Origin of the sequence: Nostoc mirabile CHAB5784 (assembly GCF_020829645.1) — a bacterium.
In the GTDB taxonomy this organism is placed as follows: domain Bacteria; phylum Cyanobacteriota; class Cyanobacteriia; order Cyanobacteriales; family Nostocaceae; genus Nostoc; species Nostoc mirabile.
The window spans coordinates 1-19,598 of sequence record NZ_JAIVFS010000005.1; the positions used below are offsets into that span (position 1 = coordinate 1).

The 19,598-nt window shown below is 42.9% G+C and carries 18 protein-coding genes and 3 pseudogenes; 10 read left to right on the forward strand and 11 right to left on the reverse strand.

Annotated features, from left to right (window positions below; genetic code table 11):
* The first annotated feature begins 232 nt into the window (after positions 1–232).
* From LC653_RS05390 to LC653_RS05400, 3 genes are all read left to right on the forward strand, one after another.
* Positions 233–595 carry a hypothetical protein gene (locus LC653_RS05390; protein WP_229493153.1) on the forward strand — a complete coding sequence of 121 codons (363 nt, stop codon included), beginning with the start codon at positions 233–235 and terminating at the stop codon, positions 593–595.
* A 91-nt stretch (positions 596–686) separates the two neighbouring features.
* Positions 687–902 (forward strand): type II toxin-antitoxin system HicB family antitoxin, encoded by a 216-nt coding sequence (locus LC653_RS05395; protein WP_229493155.1) that lies wholly within the window; start codon positions 687–689, stop codon positions 900–902.
* The gene (locus LC653_RS05400) at positions 895–1,122 is read left to right on the forward strand and encodes a type II toxin-antitoxin system HicA family toxin (RefSeq protein WP_229493157.1); all 228 of its coding nucleotides are present in this window, start codon (positions 895–897) and stop codon (positions 1,120–1,122) included. Before LC653_RS05395 ends, LC653_RS05400 begins: the two co-directional genes overlap by 8 nt.
* A gap of 48 nt (positions 1,123–1,170) precedes the next feature.
* Here LC653_RS05400 and LC653_RS47210 read toward each other — a convergent pair.
* The 3 genes and pseudogenes from LC653_RS47210 to LC653_RS05420 all read right to left on the reverse strand — a co-directional run bounded on the left by LC653_RS47210 (position 1,171) and on the right by LC653_RS05420 (position 3,722).
* Positions 1,171–2,982 (reverse strand): annotated as a pseudogene (locus LC653_RS47210) (putative bifunctional diguanylate cyclase/phosphodiesterase).
* Positions 2,958–3,419, reverse strand: a complete 462-nt coding sequence (locus tag LC653_RS05415) for a PAS domain-containing protein (RefSeq protein WP_229493170.1) — start codon at positions 3,417–3,419, stop codon at positions 2,958–2,960. The pseudogene LC653_RS47210 and the gene LC653_RS05415 overlap by 25 nt, the downstream one beginning before the upstream one ends.
* Before the next feature lie 102 nt (positions 3,420–3,521).
* Positions 3,522–3,722: a PIN domain-containing protein gene (locus LC653_RS05420; RefSeq protein WP_229493171.1), complete on the reverse strand. Its 201-nt coding sequence runs from the start codon at positions 3,720–3,722 to the stop codon at positions 3,522–3,524.
* A gap of 373 nt (positions 3,723–4,095) precedes the next feature.
* Here LC653_RS05420 and LC653_RS05425 point away from each other — a divergent pair, with 373 nt between their 5' ends.
* From LC653_RS05425 to LC653_RS05450, 6 genes and pseudogenes are all read left to right on the forward strand, one after another.
* Entirely contained in the window at positions 4,096–4,332 is a 237-nt protein-coding gene (locus LC653_RS05425; RefSeq protein ID WP_229493173.1) for a hypothetical protein, read from the forward strand.
* Positions 4,320–4,766, forward strand: a pseudogene (locus tag LC653_RS47215) (type II toxin-antitoxin system VapC family toxin). Before LC653_RS05425 ends, LC653_RS47215 begins: the two are co-directional and overlap by 13 nt.
* 42 nt (positions 4,767–4,808) lie before the next feature.
* Positions 4,809–5,774, forward strand: coding sequence for an aldo/keto reductase (locus LC653_RS05440; protein ID WP_229493184.1), 966 nt, complete (start codon positions 4,809–4,811; stop codon positions 5,772–5,774).
* Between the two features lie 183 nt (positions 5,775–5,957).
* Positions 5,958–6,113: pseudogene (locus LC653_RS05445) on the forward strand (transposase); the annotation flags it as partial.
* Positions 6,114–6,411: 298 nt separating this feature from the next.
* Positions 6,412–6,537, forward strand: coding sequence for a DUF6888 family protein (locus LC653_RS47220; RefSeq protein WP_443689851.1), 126 nt, complete (start codon positions 6,412–6,414; stop codon positions 6,535–6,537).
* Positions 6,518–6,727 carry a DUF6887 family protein gene (locus LC653_RS05450; RefSeq protein WP_229493187.1) on the forward strand — a complete coding sequence of 70 codons (210 nt, stop codon included), beginning with the start codon at positions 6,518–6,520 and terminating at the stop codon, positions 6,725–6,727. Before LC653_RS47220 ends, LC653_RS05450 begins: the two co-directional genes overlap by 20 nt.
* Before the next feature lie 49 nt (positions 6,728–6,776).
* Here LC653_RS05450 and LC653_RS05455 read toward each other — a convergent pair whose 3' ends face one another.
* The 7 genes from LC653_RS05455 to purC form a co-directional block, all read right to left on the reverse strand.
* Complete coding sequence (locus tag LC653_RS05455) at positions 6,777–8,039, reverse strand: DNA cytosine methyltransferase (RefSeq protein ID WP_229493189.1); 1,263 nt, start codon at positions 8,037–8,039, stop codon at positions 6,777–6,779.
* Between the two features lie 162 nt (positions 8,040–8,201).
* On the reverse strand, positions 8,202–9,368 hold the full coding sequence (gene lpxB / locus LC653_RS05460) for a lipid-A-disaccharide synthase (protein ID WP_229493191.1): 1,167 nt from the start codon (positions 9,366–9,368) through the stop codon (positions 8,202–8,204).
* A gap of 122 nt (positions 9,369–9,490) precedes the next feature.
* The gene (lpxA, locus tag LC653_RS05465) at positions 9,491–10,309 is read right to left on the reverse strand and encodes an acyl-ACP--UDP-N-acetylglucosamine O-acyltransferase (RefSeq protein ID WP_229493193.1); all 819 of its coding nucleotides are present in this window, start codon (positions 10,307–10,309) and stop codon (positions 9,491–9,493) included.
* A gap of 312 nt (positions 10,310–10,621) precedes the next feature.
* Positions 10,622–11,152, reverse strand: a complete 531-nt coding sequence (gene fabZ, locus LC653_RS05470) for a 3-hydroxyacyl-ACP dehydratase FabZ (RefSeq protein ID WP_229493195.1) — start codon at positions 11,150–11,152, stop codon at positions 10,622–10,624.
* Positions 11,153–11,252: 100 nt separating this feature from the next.
* Positions 11,253–12,125, reverse strand: coding sequence for a UDP-3-O-acyl-N-acetylglucosamine deacetylase (lpxC, locus tag LC653_RS05475; RefSeq protein ID WP_229493197.1), 873 nt, complete (start codon positions 12,123–12,125; stop codon positions 11,253–11,255).
* Positions 12,126–12,343: 218 nt separating this feature from the next.
* Positions 12,344–14,836 (reverse strand): BamA/TamA family outer membrane protein, encoded by a 2,493-nt coding sequence (locus LC653_RS05480; RefSeq protein ID WP_229493199.1) that lies wholly within the window; start codon positions 14,834–14,836, stop codon positions 12,344–12,346.
* Between the two features lie 159 nt (positions 14,837–14,995).
* Positions 14,996–15,733, reverse strand: a complete 738-nt coding sequence (purC, locus tag LC653_RS05485; protein WP_229493201.1) for a phosphoribosylaminoimidazolesuccinocarboxamide synthase — start codon at positions 15,731–15,733, stop codon at positions 14,996–14,998.
* A gap of 722 nt (positions 15,734–16,455) precedes the next feature.
* Here purC and LC653_RS05490 point away from each other — a divergent pair.
* On the forward strand, positions 16,456–16,731 hold the full coding sequence (locus LC653_RS05490) for a DUF7219 family protein (RefSeq protein WP_181374200.1): 276 nt from the start codon (positions 16,456–16,458) through the stop codon (positions 16,729–16,731).
* A 49-nt stretch (positions 16,732–16,780) separates the two neighbouring features.
* Here LC653_RS05490 and LC653_RS05495 read toward each other — a convergent pair whose 3' ends face one another.
* Positions 16,781–19,378 carry a GAF domain-containing protein gene (locus LC653_RS05495; protein ID WP_229493203.1) on the reverse strand — a complete coding sequence of 866 codons (2,598 nt, stop codon included), beginning with the start codon at positions 19,376–19,378 and terminating at the stop codon, positions 16,781–16,783.
* Positions 19,379–19,598: the final 220 nt, after the last annotated feature.

Consider the following 19,598-nt stretch of genomic DNA (forward strand, 5'->3'; position numbering starts at 1 on the left):
ATCTGGAGCAGATATACTACAGAATTGTTAAAGGTCGCGGATGCTTTGAGGCTGACAAGATAATATTTTTAATCTCTAATTCCATTTGATTTGCGTTCTCTCATATCGCTTTTAGTCTAAACTCCAGGGTCTAACCCAAATCAAAAAAGGTAAAAAGCAGCATTTACCAGTATCACTATCTCAAGATAATTATCAAACACCTAAAATATTAAAGAAAAAACTGCTGATAATTATGCTTATTACCGTGGTTGCCATCGGAATATATTTATTAGCAAAAATTCCAGAATTGAAAGGAAAAGCACCAACTTCTATAGCTTCTAGAGTTACGTTGCCAACTCCATTTGCAATAACACTCACACCTCAACCTAATACATTCCGAGAGGCTGTTAATCAAGCAATGAGTGCTGCCAAAATAACCCAACTAGCAAAATCTCCAGATGAGTGGAAAACAGTTGTAAGTCAGTGGGAAGCTGCGATGGCACTTATGAAAGCCGTGCCATCTTCTAGCCCCAATTATGTAGTAGCTCAACAAAAAATCAGAGAATATCAGAGAAATCTAAACTACGCAAAGAAAAATGCCGTCGGTGGCAAGTAATGCGATCGCACCTCAAAGCTAAACTATAAAAAGCAGTGCGTAGCTTGCCGCCGTAGGCATCGCTCAACTATCTGTATCAAAATTAAACCCTATGAAGACCAAAATATTAACTGCCATTATTCACAAGGAAGAAGATATGTATGTTGCTGAATGTCCTGAAGTCGGCACAGTTGACCAAGGTGAAACAATTGAAGAAGCTCTTGCTAATCTTAAAGAAGCTACAAAGCTATACCTAGAAGAATGTCCTTTGCTCGACACTGATACTAGTCCCAGGTTTGTAACTAGCATAGAGGTCAGCTATGCCTAGATTGCCAAGAATATCAGGCAATGAGGCAGTTCGTGCATTAGAGCGCTTAGGATTTATTCAAACTAGACAAACTGGTAGTCATGTTGTACTTAAAAAACCGACTTCAGAAGGAGAAATTGTTTGTGTTGTACCACTTCACCGCGAGTTAAAAGTTGGCACACTCAGTGGTGTTCTTAAGCAAGCAAAGGTTCCACCAGAAGAGTTTATAGAAAATTTGTGAGCGCGTAGGCGTAGCCCGTCGTTTGCGTAGTGACAAATCTAACAGGTCTTAATTTAGCTTAAAGTACAAGCTAGATGCGATTAATGTATCTACCGAGTTGCTATCAAGTGGCCGAGAGAAAATATATTCTTGTGCGTGCTTGCATTTTTTAATTTGAAGCTGTGTTAATTGTTCTATTGTTTCTATACCCTCCGCTATTACATCTATGTTAAGACTTTGTGCTAGGGAAATAATCGCTTGAACAATTTCCAAGTTTTCTCCATTAGCACCAATGTTGATAACAAATGAACGATCAATCTTCAATGCACTAAAGGGAAAATGGTGCAGGTAACTCAAGGATGAATAACCTGTGCCAAAATCATCTAGATGTAACTGAATATCCATCTGTTGTAATTCCAAAAGCATAGTAGTAGCTGAGTCAGAGTTTTCCATCAGTACGGTTTCAGTAATCTCCAACTTTAAACTGCTGCTTTCTAGACCAGAATCTAGCAGAATTTGGCGAATTTCCTCAATCAAATTGGGGTGGGAAAACTGTTTACTAGAAATATTGACGCTGATGGTTAAGGTTGGGTTAAGTAAGTCGGCGCAAATAAAGCTAACTGGTGAAGGCTGTCATTTGTCATTTGTCCTTTGTCATTGGTAAGGGTTTCAGGTGTATTTACTTTTCGTAATATAGTTTTGTTTTTTTCCACCGACTTATTTAGTAGGAAATTTCAATTGCCAAGCCCGCATCTGATGACAAGCTTCGCGTAACACCCAATAACCAATCGGCACAATCAGCCCAGTTTCTTCTGCTAAGGGAATAAACTTTTCTGGAGAAACAAATCCATGTTCAGAATGTTGCCAGCACACAAGAGCCTCGAAGCCAATAATCTGATAAGTTTCTAACGAGACAATTGGCTGATAGTAAACCTGAAATTCCTGGCGTTCAATTGCCCGTCGTAGATCAATTTCTAACTGTAATAACTGGGCAGCTTGACTGTACATACTAAAATCAAATATTTCATAGCGTGCTTTTCCTAATGCTTTCGCACGGTACATTGCAATGTCAGCGTCACGGATAAGTTCTTCTGGTAGATTATAAGTAGTTGTGCTAAAAGCAATCCCAATACTTACAGTAGTAATTACTTCGTATCCACTGAGATTGAAAGCTCTTGTCAAAGCTACATTGATTCTGTTAACTACATTTATTACATCATTTAATTCTTTGATATCATCTAATAGGATTGTGAACTCATCTCCTCCTAAGCGGGCAACTGTATCTCCTGCACGGAGACACCTTTCTAATCTGCGTGCCAGGGCCATTAGCAATTGATCCCCAATCATGTGACCAAGACTATCGTTGATAACTTTAAAGCGATCCACATCTAGGAACAGGACAGCAAATCTGTAGTCTGAATGACGCTTTGTTAGCACCAGCGCCCGTTCCAACCTTTCGACAAATAAAGCACGGTTTGGCAGCCCAGTTAGTGAATCGTGAAAAACATCATGAATTAATTGCGCTTCGGTTTGTTTTTGCTCCGTAATATTCAACACCGTACCAATGAAGCGGAGCGGTTTTCCAGTTGTATCAAAGTAGGCTTGCCCTTTCGCCCTCAGCCAGCGTTCAACCTTATCCTGAATGCCGAGCGTCCGATACTCAGTGTCACAAGAACCACCCGACGCTGGGTTAAACGCCTCTTGAATAATTTCCTGAAGACGATCGCAATCATGGGGATGTAAGCCTTCAAAAAACGCTTCTATACTACTCTCGGCATCGGGCGGTAGCCCAAACATGGCTTTGCAGCCAGTATCCCATTTCAATTCTCCTGTAACCAGATTCCAATCCCAGGTTCCTAATTGGGCAGAGGCGATCGCCATCCGCAAACGGTCTTCATTCTCCCGCAGGGCTGTTGTAGGGCGGCTTCGGCCTCTTTCTGCTGGGTCATGTCACGGGCAACGCAGTATATCACTCCCCGGACAATCTGCGGTGATGCTGTCCATCCCAGCCATCGGTAGCAGCCATCTTTCGTCCGGTAACGATTCTCGAAATTGAGCGTCGGTATCCCGGTTTTCACCTTTTCCATTTCTGCTAACGTGGCAAAGTGGTCGTCTGGATGCACGAAGTCTAAAAAAGGACTGGCTAATAATTCTGCTTCTGAGTAGCCAAGGGTTTGGGTAAATACAGGGTTGATCCGCTTAAAGTAGCCATCCAGACCAATGACCGACAGCAGATCGAGCGATCGCTCAAAGAAAAAGGCTTCTTCGGATAAAACCAATCCATTCACGGGTGAGGCAACAGGATCTTTAAAGGTCATAAGAGAATTACAAAGCAAATAAAGCGGAATTATCGCAAAGCAGACGAGATAAGTTGGGGTGAATTAATACTCAAGCGCTAACACAACTTAAGAATTTGCACATCAGCATAGAACCAGAATTTTTCCATCCGCAGTTAACAAAGGATAATCATAAAATCTGGCTGTAGCAACAATCAGTTGGTCAAATGGGTCGTTATGGAAGCCTCTTAATTGAGTTGAATCAATTACTATTGGCAAAAACAAATTTAATAGTTGTACACCATAATAAGATATTGCAACTTCTAGCCATTTATCAACAGCCAAAGGTAGAGTTATTCTCTTTTTATATTTTGGCTACTTTCCGGCAAGAAAGAATGCTGACTTCTTTTATCTTACTCAATCAACAAAATGTCCAGATGAGTAAAATAGAGTTGTGAGTCAGTGATCAGCTGCGATCGCACTTATGAAAACCGTTCCATGTTTTAGCCAAAATTATGTAGTAGCTCAACAAAAAATCAAAGAATATCACAGAAATTTTAACTATGCTGAGAAAAATTACATTGGTAATAAGTCAAGCAATAGCGCCTCAAAGCTAAACTAGAAAAAGGAATGCGTAGCTTGCCGCCGTAGACATCACTCTTGTTTTCACCTATCCTGATGAAATGCAATATTCCGATACTAATGAGGATAAATTATCATGCTTCTTAATGGACTCAGACAAAACGCGATCGTCAAACCTGGTGGTGTAATAGAAATCTGTTCTCCAGAACTTCCACCAGGTGCAACTGTCGAGGTGATAGTACTTCTGGAGTCACCCCCAAAGCATTCTGAAAAGCCTCTAATTAGCTTTATCGGCTCTGCTAAAGGCAGTTTTGCCACACCGGAAGAAGTGGATAAGTTTATTCGCCAAGAACGAGATGCATGGGAATTCTAGATGCTATTCAAGGCACAAAGGTATACCTCGATACCAATATCTGGATCTATGCTTTAGAAGGACATCCAGCATTTGTCCAAGATTTAACTCAGTTATTCCAAAGTATTGATCAAGGTAACTTGAGTGTAGTAACTAGTGAATTATCACTTGCTGAAGTATTGATAAAACCTTGACAAAATCAGGACTTAGCTCAACAGACAACTTACAAACAACTGATTATCAATTCACAGAATTTAACAGTGATTCCTGTCAGTCCTCAGGTTTTAATTGAAGCTGCTCAACTCCGTGCCAGTATTAACATCAAATTACCAGATGCTATCCATGCAGCAACAGCACTATTGACTCAATGCTCTACTTTTTTAACCAATGATCAACGCTTTAAAAGTGTTCCTGAACTATCAGTAATTTTGCTTTCTGAGATTAATTCCCCCTAGTTAAAATTTATAATAAAAGTAATTTCGCCCCCAAAGCCAATCATGACAGAAGGAAAGACGCGGCGTAATTTCCTAATAACCAGCATTGCTGTAACTGGAGGTATTGTGGCAACTAATGCTTTTGGGCAAAAAACTACCAACACCGCAACACCGCCAGCAACTATGCCAGAACGGGTGTTAGGACGCACGGAAGTAAAACTCCCTATCTTCGGGTTAGGAGGAGCAGGACAAACGCCACTATCCTGGGAAGGAAAAGAGGGTGATGCTACAGCAATAATTCAAAGAGCGCTGGAACTTGGCATTCGCTACTTTGATACAGCAGCTAGTTATGGGCCGAGTGAAGATTATTTAGGTAAAGTGCTACCACCCCATCGCTCAAAGGTGTTTCTAGCAAGCAAGACTGATCAAAGAGATCGGGATGGTGCATGGCGAGAATTGGAGCGATCGCTTAAACGTCTCAATACAGATTATCTCGATTTGTGGCAGTTGCATCACGTTTCTTTTTCTGAAGAACTCGACACTATCTTTAGTCCATCAGGCGCAATTAAAGCTTTAGAAGAAGCCATACAACAAAAATTAGTGCGCTTCGCAGGTATTACCGGACATCACGACCCTCAAGTGATTGCCGAAGGCTTGCGTCGCTATCCTTTCCACACTACACTGATTCCTGTGAATGCCGCCGACAAACACCACCCACGTCCATTTATTCCAGTGGTTCTACCAGTTGCTCAAGAAAAAAATGTCGGTGTGATTGCGATGAAAGTCCCGGCTTATGGTCGGCTGTTTAAATCAGGTGGGTTGACAGGTATGGAGCAAGCTTTAGGTTACACAATGTCTCAGCCTGGAGTTCATTGTTGTGTAATTGTCTCTGCGGCAATTACACAATTAGAGAATAATGTCAAGATAGCGCGGGCTTTTGTGCCTCTTAAAAAGGAAGAATTAACAGCGATCGCACTGGCCGCTGCTAATATCTGGGAAGATAGTACATTCTTCCGTGCTTGGACTTAGTACAGTCCGCCATAAAAAATGCCAAAATCAAGCCGCAAACTATCAAACTAAGCCAAATTGTATGGTGGGCATTGCCCAGTTTCATGTTAAATAGTTGGATCGCTGTGACGTACCTACACTACAGCCGTACAGGTAAGTGTAGGCTTCTCAAAGACTCCTCGTTGAGGACATAATTTGAGCTTTAAGATCGTGCGTCCCACGATTCTTTATAATTATACTTGCGTTCAAATCTCTACACAAACTTACTTTGCAGCCACTTATTTTGTTGCTAGTTGCGGCGGTGTGACTGTATCTACTTTAAGAAAATATATTGAAGCGCAAGAAACACCTACAGGCTAGAGGAAAGTTCGTTTCCTCCATGTCTTCCTCCCAAGAATCGCATTGGTCAGAGGACTGTCGTCAACTCACTCGCATTCACTCGCGGTGCGCTGTAGACGGGTTTCCCGTCGCAGGCGACTGGCATCCCCACGCTCCTAAAAGTGAGACGTGGGACTTCTGCTGTTAAAGTTAAATCAGCATCCCTTTTACGGTATGGTTTTACTCGCTATCATGTAGATACAATTGTATCCCACCTTCCGCACAACAGGCTCTTGCCTGCGTCAGAGTGTGCCAAATGCTCTCAAATGGATAGCAGCCTATCCATGTATTTAGCAACCAAAACACCAAGACCGTCTTTATCCTTGCTGGTGTGACTGAGAGCCTAGAGATTCTAATTTTTTCCGATGGTCAATGGGGGTTTAACGATGACGAAGCCCGACTTTAGCAAAATGTCCCGTCAAGAACTTAGAGAATATATTTTAGCTCATCGTGAAGATGATGAAGCGATTGAGGCATTAATCAAACGGGGAAATCCTAATAGTCCGACATATCCATTTCCTCAGACTAACGAGGATTTGAGGGAAATGGAAGAGATACTCAAGAAAAAACTGGGTACTAGTGGAGAGGCTGTCTAACTATTTGAAAGGTTCAACGATGGGTTGAGATAGTAAAATCTTGCAGATGTTACATTTGCCAGTCTCGCTGATAATATTGTGCCGCTTGCGACATATTAAATTGTAATAGCTTTTCCTCTCCCAACTTATATCGGAAACTCGGCTTAAAAGGCGAAATATTCAAATTGCGAATAATTTCCGCCGCCACAGCCTTTGCTAGTAAGGGTGGTACAGAGTTACCAACTTGCCGAAATCCGTGCCATTTAGTTACATGAAATCTAAACCAATCTGGATAAGAATGCAATCTCGCCGCTTCCCTGACTGTGATACAGCGCGGCGTAATTGGGTGAATTGGTCTAGGAGATGTGAAAGAACCCCTATACTTGTCTGTTCCGGCTCTTAAAGTATTACAGACGCCAGCAGGATGCAGCTTATAAAAACGACTAATTTTTTCTCTCTCGCCTTGTTGAGTCTCCTGAAAACGTTTAATAGTTTCCGCAGAATGTTTTGTTCTTAAACTTGAAGAAAGTATTCGCAAATCATATTCTCGTTTGTAAGAATAATCATCGTCTAGGCATTTTATTCCCCGAAGTACAAGAGCATAGTTACTAGGCTTTCCGTATTCTGCTATCACCCAATTTCTTATTAGTAACTCAGGATATTTTTCTATTTCAGGTAAATCTCCAATTGCATCCCATACTGTAGGACTCAATGGAATATTAGATGTTTTTTTAGAAGTTAAATTATTTGGTAACGCCTGTTTAGTAATCGGCTGAGGATATTTTGGTAACTCTACATCTTCCCTTGCGCCTATGAGAAATAATCTCTCACGGGACTGTGGTACTCCGTAATTTGCAGCATTAAGAATTTGATAATTTTCTTCTACTTTATAGCCGTAAATTTTAAACTCGCTAATTAAGGCTTGGAGGATTTCTTTATGTTCGCCAACTGTGATCCCCCGAACATTTTCCATCACAAAGAATTTCGGTTTTAGCTCAAAAACCAGCCGATGAAAGTGAAACACCAAAGAGTTTCGGGGATCATCAACAGCCCGTTTACCAATTAGGGAAAATCCTTGACATGGTGAGCCACAAATTACCACATCAATTTCGCGATCGCCAATCTCAGACCGATTCCTAATTTCTTCCCCGCTTGTATCCACAACACTTTTACATAACACTGAGCAAAAAGGGAAGTTAAACTCATGTGTTGCACAGTGGATCGGGTCAATTTCCACAGACGCCAGCACATCAAAGCCAGCTTGTTCAAAGCCAAGAGTCATACCCCCCGCACCGGCGAATAAGTCAACTGCGATCGCTCTTTGTTTTTTCATCTCATAAGCCATGACACCCCAACATAATTCGTAATTTATAATTCGTAATTCGTAATTACCCTATGGATAAATGCGGCTTCTGGCAAAAGAGATGGTTCGCACTTAATTTTACTCATAAATCAATTAATTTTCTACCTTAAATTACGAATTACGAATTACGAATTACGAATTATTTGGTCGCATTTGCAAAATTTCTTGAGCAACGCGTTCGCACACTCCAATTTCTCCTAAACTTTGCCGCATTTCTTCATAATCTGCCAAAGTTTGCTCTCTGCGACTGGGATTGAGTAGCAGTTCCATCGCTGCTTGGATAATATTCTCTGGTGTGGCTTGCTCTTGTAAAAATTCTGGCACAATCGGCTTCATCACTACTAAATTAGCTGGTGATGCAAAGGTTATAGAACCTTTAAGGATGTTACGAGCGATCCAAGCAGTCAGGGAACTTAAACGGTAAACTACAACTTGCGGCACATTTAACAGAGCAAGTTCCAGGTTGACAGTACCAGATTTACTAATGGCTAAATCAGCAGCAGCAAAAACTTCTATTTGTTGACCTGATATAATTGTCGCCCGTAAACCGTAACGCTCAATAGCCTGCTCAATTGGCTGTCTATAGACTTCCAGCGATAGGGGTATCCAGAAATGAACTTCAGGTAATTTCGCTTGAATAGTTTGGGCGGCTTGAAAAATTACTGGTAAAAGATATTTTAGTTCTTGGCGGCGAGAAGCGGGGAGAAGTGCGATCGCAATTTGTTCTGGTGCAATTCCCAGTGTTGCACGAGCTGCTTGGCGACTGGGAGCGTCTTGCATTCGGTCAACCAAAGGATGCCCTACCCAAGTAACTTTTGCCCCTTTCTCCCGAAAGTAACGGGCTTCTTGTGGGAAGATTGCCAACAGCTTATCTGTAAAATTAACAATCCGCTTGGTTCTACGCAAACTTAATGACCAAGCCCACTCTTGGGGAGCAATGTAATACACTACAGGCACATCTGGTAACTGCTGTTTCATATAAGTCCCAATTTCCAGATTAGGAGTCATATAATCGATCAGCACCACTAAATCCGGTGGATTTTGCTTTAAGAAAGCGATCGCCTGACGTTGCACCTGGAGGGTCGGTAAAAGATAAGGCAACCCTTCTAGAATACCCATTGAGCCAATACTACTAGTATTTCCCAACAGAATTGCCCCAGCCTCCACCATTTTTTCGCCACCCAGTGCTACAATCTCTAATTCCAACCCAATCGCCACAGCTTGACGCTTCAGCGCTGTAATTAGCAGCGACCCTTGTAAATCGCCAGATACTTCGCCAGTGCTGATAAATATCCGCATTTGATAATTAAAGTTAGGAGTTAGGAGTTAGGAGAGACGCGATTAATCGCGTCTGTACGTTAGGAGTGAGGAGTTAAAAATTTGAGTCATCAACTCATAACTCCTAACTCCTAACTTATAATTCACGATTCATCACTCACGCCTTTTTTCCCCCTACCGGGAATCAAACCACGCCTTCCTGGCATCTGAGAAAGTAGCAGAAAACGTCGCAGATGCTGCAACTGTTCGCTATCCCCTAACAATTCCAACTGTTCTAAAGCATCCTTAAAGGGCAAATCAGAGCGGTAGAGAATGCGGAAGGCTTTTTTGAGCATTTGCAAATCTGTTGAGTCCATACCAGACCGTTTAAGTCCGACAAGGTTGAGGGTTCGTACCCGCGCCGGATTTCCCTCCACTAGCATATATGGGGCCACATCCCGGTCAATCCGAGCCATGCCTCCCACCATTGCTTGTCTACCAATATGTACAAATTGATGGACACCTAAAACCCCACTCAGCCTAGCGCGTGACTCTATATGGACATGACCTGCCAACGCCACAGAGTTAGCAATCACTACCTGGTCTTCAATCAGGCAGTTATGAGCCACATGGACATAAGCCATCAGTAGATTACCATCGCCAATCACCGTTGCTTCACCAGCACCAGTAGCGCGGTTAATGGTAACGTACTCACGAATTAAGTTGTTATCACCAATTTTGACCCAGGTTGGTTCTCCCACGAACTTGAGATCCTGGGGTTCCATACCGATGGCTGCACCTGTAAAAATCTGATTTTGCGCCCCAATTTCACAAGGCCCCTCTAGCACAGCATGAGCGCCGATTATTGTTTCAGGGCCCACTTTGACATGCTCTCCAATCACAGCATAGGCACCGACTTGCACTGTATGGTGGAGTTCCGATTTCGGATGAATTACAGCAGTTGGATGAATTAGCGTTTTCAAGGGTGAATCTCCAGAACTGTCTTGATAAGCCAGCGCCGGGTGGGGTTTTTAAAGCAGTGCGTTACCCTGGTTAAGAGAGTTATACTGACTGCCGTCCCATTGAGGCGACTGGCATTGTTGAGCGTTAAGTATTTCAGTGAACGAAAGTGTCGGGCAAAGCAAGTTAAGTGTGTTCGTGAGTGCGTCTCGTAAAGAGGGCGTCGAAAATCAATAAATTATTCAGATGCTGTGGTGGATTTTTTTAACTGCGATCCTTTTTCAGGATTCAGTAAGGGCATTTCACGGCTATGCCAATACCACGAAAGCAAACTTTTAGTTAACTAGAGAAAACATTAATTCCCCTTCACAAGCAAGTTGACCGTCAACTTCGGCACGACCTTGCATCTTACCGAAACGACGTTGTTTTACCCATAACAGTTCCACCGTCATTACTAGTTGATCCCCCGGTACAACTTGGCGGCGAAAGCGGACTTTATCAATACCAGCGAAGACGAACAGTCCGCCTTCTACCGAAGACATTTGAGTGAGAACAATGCCCCCAACTTGTGCCATTGCTTCGACAATTAGCACCCCTGGCATCAGTGGACGTCCTGGGAAATGTCCTGGAAAATGGGGTTCGTTGATAGTGACATTTTTAACTCCAACAGCTTTTTTACCTGGAACGTAGTCAATTATTTTGTCTACAAGTAAAAATGGGTAGCGGTGGGGTAGCAATTTCTGAATTTCTTCAGATGTAAAGCTTGTTTTAATCTCAGATATGATTGTAGTCTCATTTATAGCTTCTGATTCAGTAGATGTAGGTGTAGTCGTATCGATGGTATTCACTTCAGTGAGGATTGACATTGGCCGTGTGGTTAATTTTTTATCTGAAAGTTGAGTAGGCAGGCGTATATCGAAAGCTTTAAATTATCCTGGATTGTAAACTTTAGATCAAATCTAAAATCTAAAATTGTTCGACTGAGGGAAGCCGAAGTCCAAAATCTAAAATTCTCTCAGCCAGTTGAATGTGTAAATTGTGGCTGGCTTTATACGCTAAGAAATGAGCAATAGGAAAAGTTCCTAGTAAACTTAAATCTCCTACTAAATCCAAGATTTTATGACGAACTGGCTCATTTGCAAATCTTAATGGTGGATTTAGCCAGCCTTCTGGCCCACAAACGAGTGCATTATCCAAACTGCCACCTTTAATTAACCCTGTTTTTTGTAAGTGTTCAATTTGATGCAGTAACCCAAAAGTCCGGGCGGGAGCAATTTGTGCAGCAAAGCTAGCAGAAGCTTTTTCTAGTTCAGTGGTTAGTGACCAACTGTGCCATTGATTACCAATGACGGGCAGGTCAAAATCAATACCGTAACTAAAGCGGGTTTCTGGTGCTGGGAGGGCACATACAAAGGCATCGCCTTGATAGACCCATATTGGTTCTGTAATAGCCTTGGGAACTTGGTTGTTAACGGGTTGTGATACTAAGCCAACTTGGGCAATGTTGGCTGTCCATAGACTTGCTGAACCATCTAAAAGTGGAACTTCTGGGCCATCAATTTCAATCCGGGCATTATCCACACCCATACCCGAAAGCGCAGCCAACAAATGTTCTACCGTGCGGACATATACCTCACCTTTGCCCAACTGAGTTGAGAGAACAGTGTGACTAACTGCCGCAACTTGGGCTGGAATGATCGGCAAATCCGGTAAATCTACCCGCACAAAGTAGCGTCCACTTCCCGCCTCTGCTGGTAGTATCCGCACCTGGGTACTCACACCGCTATGCAATCCCACCCCTATTTGGGTGATTTCCCCAGCTAGAGTGTGCTGTTGCATAGCCGAAAAGTCAGTATATTTCCTTTAGTATTGTTCATCGTCTGTTTTGGTAAAATCCCTGATATTCCCCTGAAAATGTCATTAATCCCTTTATCGGAACAGTATTGAGGTAAATGTCAAAATTAGCAAGCTAATTAGGAAAAGAGAGTTGTCATTAGTCCTTTGTCCCTTGTTATTTACCAATGACCAATGACTAATGACTAATGACTAATGACAAGTTAAAACCTTTCGCCAATACCGAAATTAATTCGGCTATCACCATCATCGTTGATACCGTAGTCAATCCGAATTGGCCCCAGTGGAGACTGGACGCGAACGCCGAGACCATAACCGTAGCCACTACCATTTTTGTTCAAAACTTCAGCCGCTCTAGTACTAGTTCCCAGATCACTGCCGAGATCAAAAAATAGTGCGCCGCTGACTACTGAAAAAACTGGAAACCGATACTCTACTGATGCTTGCACATAAGAGCGTCCACTAGCTAATGCTCCTTCTTCATAACCCCGAACGGAGTTGCTGCCACCAATGGTAAAGGCTTCGTAGGGAGGCAAGTCACCAAGGATAGTTCCTGCTTGCAGGTTAAATGCTAAGGTTTGTGCGCCTTTGGAGAGGCTAATCAGCTTGATGGGTAAATATTGGCTGTAGCTTCCCCGCAATCTGGTGAGTAAGATGTTGCCTAGCCCGATGGGAACCGACTGATCGACCCCGAAGCGGAGATAAGAACCGCTAGTGGGTTGCAATGGGTTATTACGGAGATCGCGCTGTAGACCCACTTGGAACAACAACAAATCGTCTTGACCTGTGTTTGATTCAGTCAGGTCAATTGTTCTGTTTGGGTCAGGTAGATTATTATCGTCGATTACTGCCCCTTGTTTTCTGAGATTGCCATCAGCATCACGGGCAGAAACTCGTTGATACTGTAAACCTGCTGAGGCAGTCCAGACGGAACTTTTGTAAGGATTGGCGGAAAGAGGACGGGTAAAGGTGATACCGCCACCTAGCCGGAGAATGCGGGGGCGATCCTGAGAATCTGTATTAGTGGGATCATTTACGTCAAATGTCCTAATATCTTCATCTTGTCCATCAAATATCAACGAAATCGAACTGCGACGGAAAAGATTGGTTGTGTAAGAAGTCCGGTAAGGATCTCCGGCAATCCAGGGGTCTGTAAACCGCACGTCAAACAGCAGTTCCCGTTCTCCCACTTGTACTTCTGCTCCCAGTTTTTGGTTCCTACCGTTCAGGTTTTGCTGTTGATAGCTAACTGTTCCAAAAAGTCCGCTAGCAGAACTAATCCCTGCACCAGCCGCAATAGAACCACTGCTGCGTTCAGCTACATTCACTACTACATCCACCTTGCTGGGGTCAGTACCAGGGTCAAGGGAGACATTCACATCTTCAAACAGTCCCAGTCCATACACGCGCTGTAGGTCTTTTTGCACTGTGTTGCGATTGAATACTTGTCCTGGCTTCAACTCCAATTCTCGTGTAATGATGTAATCCTGTGTCCGTCCCCGAATTGGTTGTCCTTTCTCGTCTGTCTCCTGACCATCTTTATTGCGGAACCGGACTCTAATATTCTCTACTACACCTTCTGCTACTTGCAAGGTAACAACTCCGTTTTCAGAGACTTGTGGCGCTCCAATCACGTTGGCTAGCACGTAACCTTGGTCTTGATACCGCTTGTTTAACTGCTTGATGCCTTCCTGCAAGTCACGCAAGTTGAGGATTTTGCCATACTGCTCCCGAAATACTTCATCCACAGTATTAGCTGGGAGTACAGAAGCAACACCAGTACCAGGATTGGCTTGCACTTCTACCTTGCTTAAAATGGGGTTAGGCTGTACAACAAAGCTCACCCGCACTCCCAAGGGAGTATCTTCTGGCGCTGCTTGCACGTTGGAGAAGAAGCCAGTACCAAAGATGGCATTAATATCTTCTTGGAGTTGGCTGCGGGTTGTTGTTTGTCCTGGTTGGGTACGAATTACTCTGTAAACTTGGTTTTCCAGTTCTGGTGATAGTTGGCCAGCCTGTGATCTAATTACTACTTCCGACACCAGTACGCGAGGGTCATTGGCTTCTGGGGCTGCGTTGGGTTGAGTATTTTCCGGAGTTGTCGGCGGGTTAACATTCTGCGGACTGGGAGTCGCACCTGGGCTTGGGGCAGGTGTTCTTTGTTGACTACCTGGGAATGGAAGATCGGGAGTGACAGATGGTTCTGGAGTTGTAGGTAATAAAGGTTCTGTTGTCGGTGGGTTAACATTTTCTGGGACTGGAGTAGTCTCAGGAGTTGGGGAAGGCGTTGGTTGTTGAATTTCTGGCGGTGGAATGTCTGGAGCGGGAGATGGCTGTTGAGTAGGGTTAGGATCTATTTGAGGAGTTTGTGCAGTTTTTGGCGTTGTGGAGGTTGGCACTATTACCTTTGGGGTAGCGTAGGCGTAGCCCGCCGCAGGCATCGCTCCTGGATTGGCAGGGTAAACTGCGATAATGCGGGATTTCTCTGCCTCCATAACCCTTGTGGGATTAGGTCGAGATTCTAAACTTTTACTATCAACCTGACCAGTATCCTTTTCTGGCTGCTGATTTGTTTCTAGTGTCAAAACTTCTGTTGTCTGTTTTGAACTGTTGGCGGTTTCTGCATTTGCACTCAATGAACCGCCCAAAGGGGCTGCAATTGCTACTGCTGCCAGCAACATGGGAGATAAACGCATTTTACTTATAATTCCTCTTCACGACCACACACACACCATCACAAATAGTCATTAGTCATTAGTCATTGGTCATTAGTCATTAGCCGTTGGTGAATAACAAAGGACAACTGACAATTGGACTTTGGACAATCCACACGAGTTTAATTGATTTTTATCCACTTAATTATTACTCTCTACTGCTTTTAGCACTCTTTGTAAAACCTCCTGGTAGGCATCCTCTACATTTCCTAAGTCGCGGCGAAAGCGGTCTTTGTCCATTACCCGGCGGTTTGAGTCCTGTTCTGCGGTATCCCATAAACGGCAGGTGTCGGGGCTAATTTCGTCTGCCAAGAGCAACTGCTGCTGTGAATCCAAACCAAACTCTAGTTTGAAGTCTACTAGGGTAATGCCGCATCGTTGCCAAAAGTTATTGAGAAATTCATTGATTTGCAATGCTAGATGTGTAATTGCGTCTAGTTGTTCCGCAGTAGCTAGTTCTAGCAGGTACAGGCGATCGCGTGTTAGCAAAGGATCTCCTAACTGATCGTTTTTGTAATAAAACTCTACCATTGGCTGTTTTAGAATTGTACCCACTGGTAAGCCTGTTTGCTGAGACAAACTGCCAGCAGCAATATTTCTGATAACTACTTCTAAAGGTAAAATCTTTACTGCCTTCACCCGCATCTGATTCGGGGTAGGGCTGTCGATAAAGTGAGTCTTTATACCATTTGCCTCCAACTGTTTAAAAAGCTGGCTGGAAATGCTACAATTAATTTTTCCCTTCTCTTGGATACTGCCACGTTTTTGGGCGTTAAACGCCGTGGCGTCGTCCTTAAAATCGGCCAACAAGACTTCCGGATCGTCTGTTGTATAGAGAATTTTGGCTTTGCCTTCGTATAACTTGGAATTAACAGACATGGTGGCAGGTAAAGTTCTAGGCGATGGACAAAAATTGTCCTTTGAGGCTTCACCATTTTATCTTTAGTTATTAACTATTAGCCATTGATGATTATTTAGGAGGGTGCGAGGACACGGTTAATTGGGCAGAGGTCTATGGCAGGAACCCGTAACGCGGGAAGAGAGCAGACGGGCACGGAGGAAAATCTTCCCGCTCTGCTCTCCTTCCCCTTTGCCTTTTTTTGGTCACAGTCCAGCAGAAAGTTGCTAAAGATCCACAACTGAATCTCTAACTTTTAACAGACGACAATTGGCTTTAACGTGTAGTATGTTTTCCTAAGTACTTTCACCCGCAAAAATTTGTAATTATTTTTGCAAAAATGATAACGAGTAGATAACACGGGTATTTTTTAGTAAACTGTAACTCAGGGTTTCAACTGAAGATAATTACAGTCATAAATTCATAAATTAAGATGAGATAAATTGACAACTGGGAGGTAAGTCAAATATTCTCTTTAGTCACTTTAGCAGAAACTTTTTTTGTAACTTTTACAGTAAAAGAAGTATTTCAAGCTTTATTTTCTAGTCTCAAAATCTAAATTAACCAATTTCCCCATCATTAATTGGAAAAGGAGTTCGATGGTTCGAGTTCCCGCAGTCTGACCACGGTAAATTGGTAAATAAAGATCAGGGGAGCTAATGATTCAGCTTTAGAGATTCAAACACAAGGGGAGTTGAATAAATTGGAGAACAAAATAGTGAACAAGGATGATTTTCTTTACCCTCGCGGCCGCTACTACGGTCAGGTAAAGCCAGAAAACTTGGTTTTTAATGCAAATCTACAAGAATTTGCCCAACGAGTAAGCTACATTTGCAACTTAGAAACAGGTGGAAAACTTCCTCCAGGTGAAGCTTACGAACAAATAAAGGATCTATGGAAACAGTTGAAACGTTCAAAAAAAGAGCTAAGAATTGGCGAAGATCCGTTTCAGAATGACCAGGGGGAGGTTGAAGGTTGAAGGGGACAAGGAGAACCATACCCAATGACAAATGACAAATGACAAATGACTACTTAGTAAGCATTGTCCAAACACCATCCCAGGATTCTGGGGGCGGCGCTTGTTGGTAATTACGCGCACGTTCTAGGTGGATATCAACAGCTTGGTCTTGGGGTTGGATACATTTGGCGGCTTCAAAACAGGCGATCGCTTGTGAGAAGTTGCGCGATAAATAAGCCGAGCGTCCAGTATGATAGTGAAACAAAAACTCTTGAGTGTTGGCATCTAAAGGGGTACTGCGATCGCCAATTAACTCGTAGATATTAACTGCCTGGTGTTTCCCTTTGACTCGAATTTTATCTAACTGGCGCACCCAAATGCGATCGCTGCAAAGTTGGTAAGTAAATTCGCTTAGAATTATATCACAACCATAATCTTTAGTTACCGCTTCCAAACGCGAACTCAAATTTACGCCATCTCCAATTACGGTGTAATCCATCCGTTTGCGGGAACCAATATTACCCGAAACCACATCCCCAGAACTAATCCCAATGCCAATATGGATTTGTGGCTGCGCCTGGATAATTCGCCGCCGATTAAATTCCTCTAACCGTTGTCGCATATCTAATGCTGACTGTACAGCCCTCCAAGCATGATTTTCTGTAAGTGGTAGCGGCGCACCAAATACCGCCATTAAGGCATCACCAATAAATTTATCGAGAGTGCCTTCGTAGTTAAAAACCGCCTCCACCATCGTTTCAAAATACTGATTGAGCAGCAATACCACTTCAGCTGCACCAAGATTTTCTGTAAGTGTTGTGTAGCCCCGGATATCAGAAAACAAGATGGTTACTTCCTTGCGCTCACCCACCATTAAAGCATCTTCCCCCAAAGCCATAATTTGCTCGGCTACATGGGGCGTTAGGTAGCGGGACATGGTAGTTTTCATCCGTTTTTCCTGGCTGATGTCTTCCAACACCACCAAACCACCCCGGACACCGCCTTCGGGATTAGTTAGGGGATTAACAGTTAGATTTGTGCTGCGTTCTAACTTTTGCACCTCATCAGCAGTAAGAAACTCAGATTGGGAAGTGAGGGGTAGATTCCAGGGAATGAACACATCGGGGTTAGTGCGATCGCGGACTGCTAAAATTGAGTCCTGAGTCCTGAATTTTGATTCTTGAGTCTCACTTTTAACTTCTAACTCCTCACTTTTAACTTGAAAAATTCCCACTATCAAACTTTGCTCTGGCACATAATGTTTAGCTCCAGTTTTTAAACTATCTTCTAGCCGCATTTGAAGATTTTCAATTGGCACAACTTCCCAAACTAGGTGGCCAATCAAATTTTGTTCCCACGAAAGCTTGTTGTTCTTACTATTAGCATCTTTTATAGGACAGCCAAGCAACTCTAGCGCCGCATCATTAATTGTAACAATGCGTCCTGCCATATCTGTAGAAATCACTGCATCTGATAAACTTTGTAAAATATCTTTTTGATACTGTTTTTCTAACAGCACATTTTCAAATAAGCGAGCATTTTCTAAAGCAACTCCTGCCTGAATATTAAAAGCCCGCATAAACTCTTCATCAGAAGCGGTAAAACTGCTTTGTTGTTTATTAATTAATTGTGTAACGCCAATTAATTCATTTGCCGAATTAAATACTGGCAAACACAGAATATTACGAGTTACATACCCAGTTTTTCTATCTGTAGTCGGGTCAAACCGGGGATCTTTATAAGCATCGGAAATATTTAAGGCTTCACCAGTGGAGGCCACATAGCCAGCAATGCCACGGTTAGCAGGAATGCGGATTTCTATTAAGTTTGTGCCATCTGCCGCCGCAGCAACTTTCGTCCAGAGTTCGCTCATCTCTTTACGATATAAAAACAGTGTGCTGCGGTCTGCTTGCATTAAAATTCGAGCTTGCTCCATGACTATCTGCAAAGTTGCTTCTAAATCCAGACTTTGCCCCAGTGTCTGAGTTGCCCGCAACAAAGCCGTTGCGCCTCTTTGATTACGAGCGGCTACATAAAAAGATTGGCAGCTTTCCAGAATAATACCAATAGAAGCGGCGAAGTCTCGAAAACGTTCTTCATCATCAGAATTAAACGGAACATTCCCGGTTTTATTAGCCAGTTGCACTACCGCTACAGTCTGGTTTTTGCTACTGATAACAGGCATACATAAAATATTATGGATTTTGTAGCCCATTTGTTTTTCAAGTTCTGGGCTAAATAAGGGATGAGTATAAGTTTCAGATATATTTAGATATTCACCTGTACTGGCAACATGACCGGGGATACCCACTGTAATGGGAGTCCGAATTTCTAAGAATTTTTGGGTATTATCTTGGGGAACTTTTGACCACAGTTGACCTTTGTCATAGTCAACTAAAAAAATAGCTGTGTGTTCTGCTTGCAGGATTTGACCAATTTTGAGTGTGATAGCTTCTAGCACCTTCTCTAACATAGTTTCTAGAGCTTCATTATTGATCAGTTCAATAGCTCTAAGAAATTGCTGGAATTCAGCAGTTATGAAGTCGAGTAAGCAAACAAATTCATTAACAGATAAGTCTTTAACACGACGCAGTAGGGCGTGAGTACGATTAACTTGAGTCAGTTCAGTTAATGTAGCCAAGACGCTGCCAGGGTTGGGGAGTGTCACGTCGCTTCGCTCCGAATTCAAAATTCACGCATTCAATAATTTTTAATCCCCATACATAAATTTAGGGGCAAGTCAACGGACGCCGTATTTCTCTCTACGAGACGCCAAAGGCGAACGCGCAGTGCATCACTACATATATTTTTTTTCTTCTCCATAAATAAATTTACTTGCTCTGTATCATGAGTCTGTTTCGGTCACGGGAATTTTAAATTTTAGATTT

Coding starts and splice junctions, on each gene's coding strand:
- LC653_RS05400 (WP_229493157.1), top strand. CDS start 895: ATGCCTAGATTGCCAAGAATATCAGGCAATGAGGCAGTTCGTGCATTA.
- lpxC (WP_229493197.1), bottom strand. CDS start 12,125: ATGCAACAGCACACTCTAGCTGGGGAAATCACCCAAATAGGGGTGGGA.
- LC653_RS05415 (WP_229493170.1), bottom strand. CDS start 3,419: ATGACCTTTAAAGATCCTGTTGCCTCACCCGTGAATGGATTGGTTTTA.
- purC (WP_229493201.1), bottom strand. CDS start 15,733: ATGTCTGTTAATTCCAAGTTATACGAAGGCAAAGCCAAAATTCTCTAT.
- LC653_RS05390 (WP_229493153.1), top strand. CDS start 233: ATGCTTATTACCGTGGTTGCCATCGGAATATATTTATTAGCAAAAATT.
- LC653_RS05440 (WP_229493184.1), top strand. CDS start 4,809: ATGACAGAAGGAAAGACGCGGCGTAATTTCCTAATAACCAGCATTGCT.
- lpxB (WP_229493191.1), bottom strand. CDS start 9,368: ATGCGGATATTTATCAGCACTGGCGAAGTATCTGGCGATTTACAAGGG.
- fabZ (WP_229493195.1), bottom strand. CDS start 11,152: ATGTCAATCCTCACTGAAGTGAATACCATCGATACGACTACACCTACA.
- LC653_RS05450 (WP_229493187.1), top strand. CDS start 6,518: ATGACGAAGCCCGACTTTAGCAAAATGTCCCGTCAAGAACTTAGAGAA.
- LC653_RS05425 (WP_229493173.1), top strand. CDS start 4,096: ATGCTTCTTAATGGACTCAGACAAAACGCGATCGTCAAACCTGGTGGT.
- LC653_RS05455 (WP_229493189.1), bottom strand. CDS start 8,039: ATGAAAAAACAAAGAGCGATCGCAGTTGACTTATTCGCCGGTGCGGGG.
- LC653_RS05480 (WP_229493199.1), bottom strand. CDS start 14,836: ATGCGTTTATCTCCCATGTTGCTGGCAGCAGTAGCAATTGCAGCCCCT.
- LC653_RS05395 (WP_229493155.1), top strand. CDS start 687: ATGAAGACCAAAATATTAACTGCCATTATTCACAAGGAAGAAGATATG.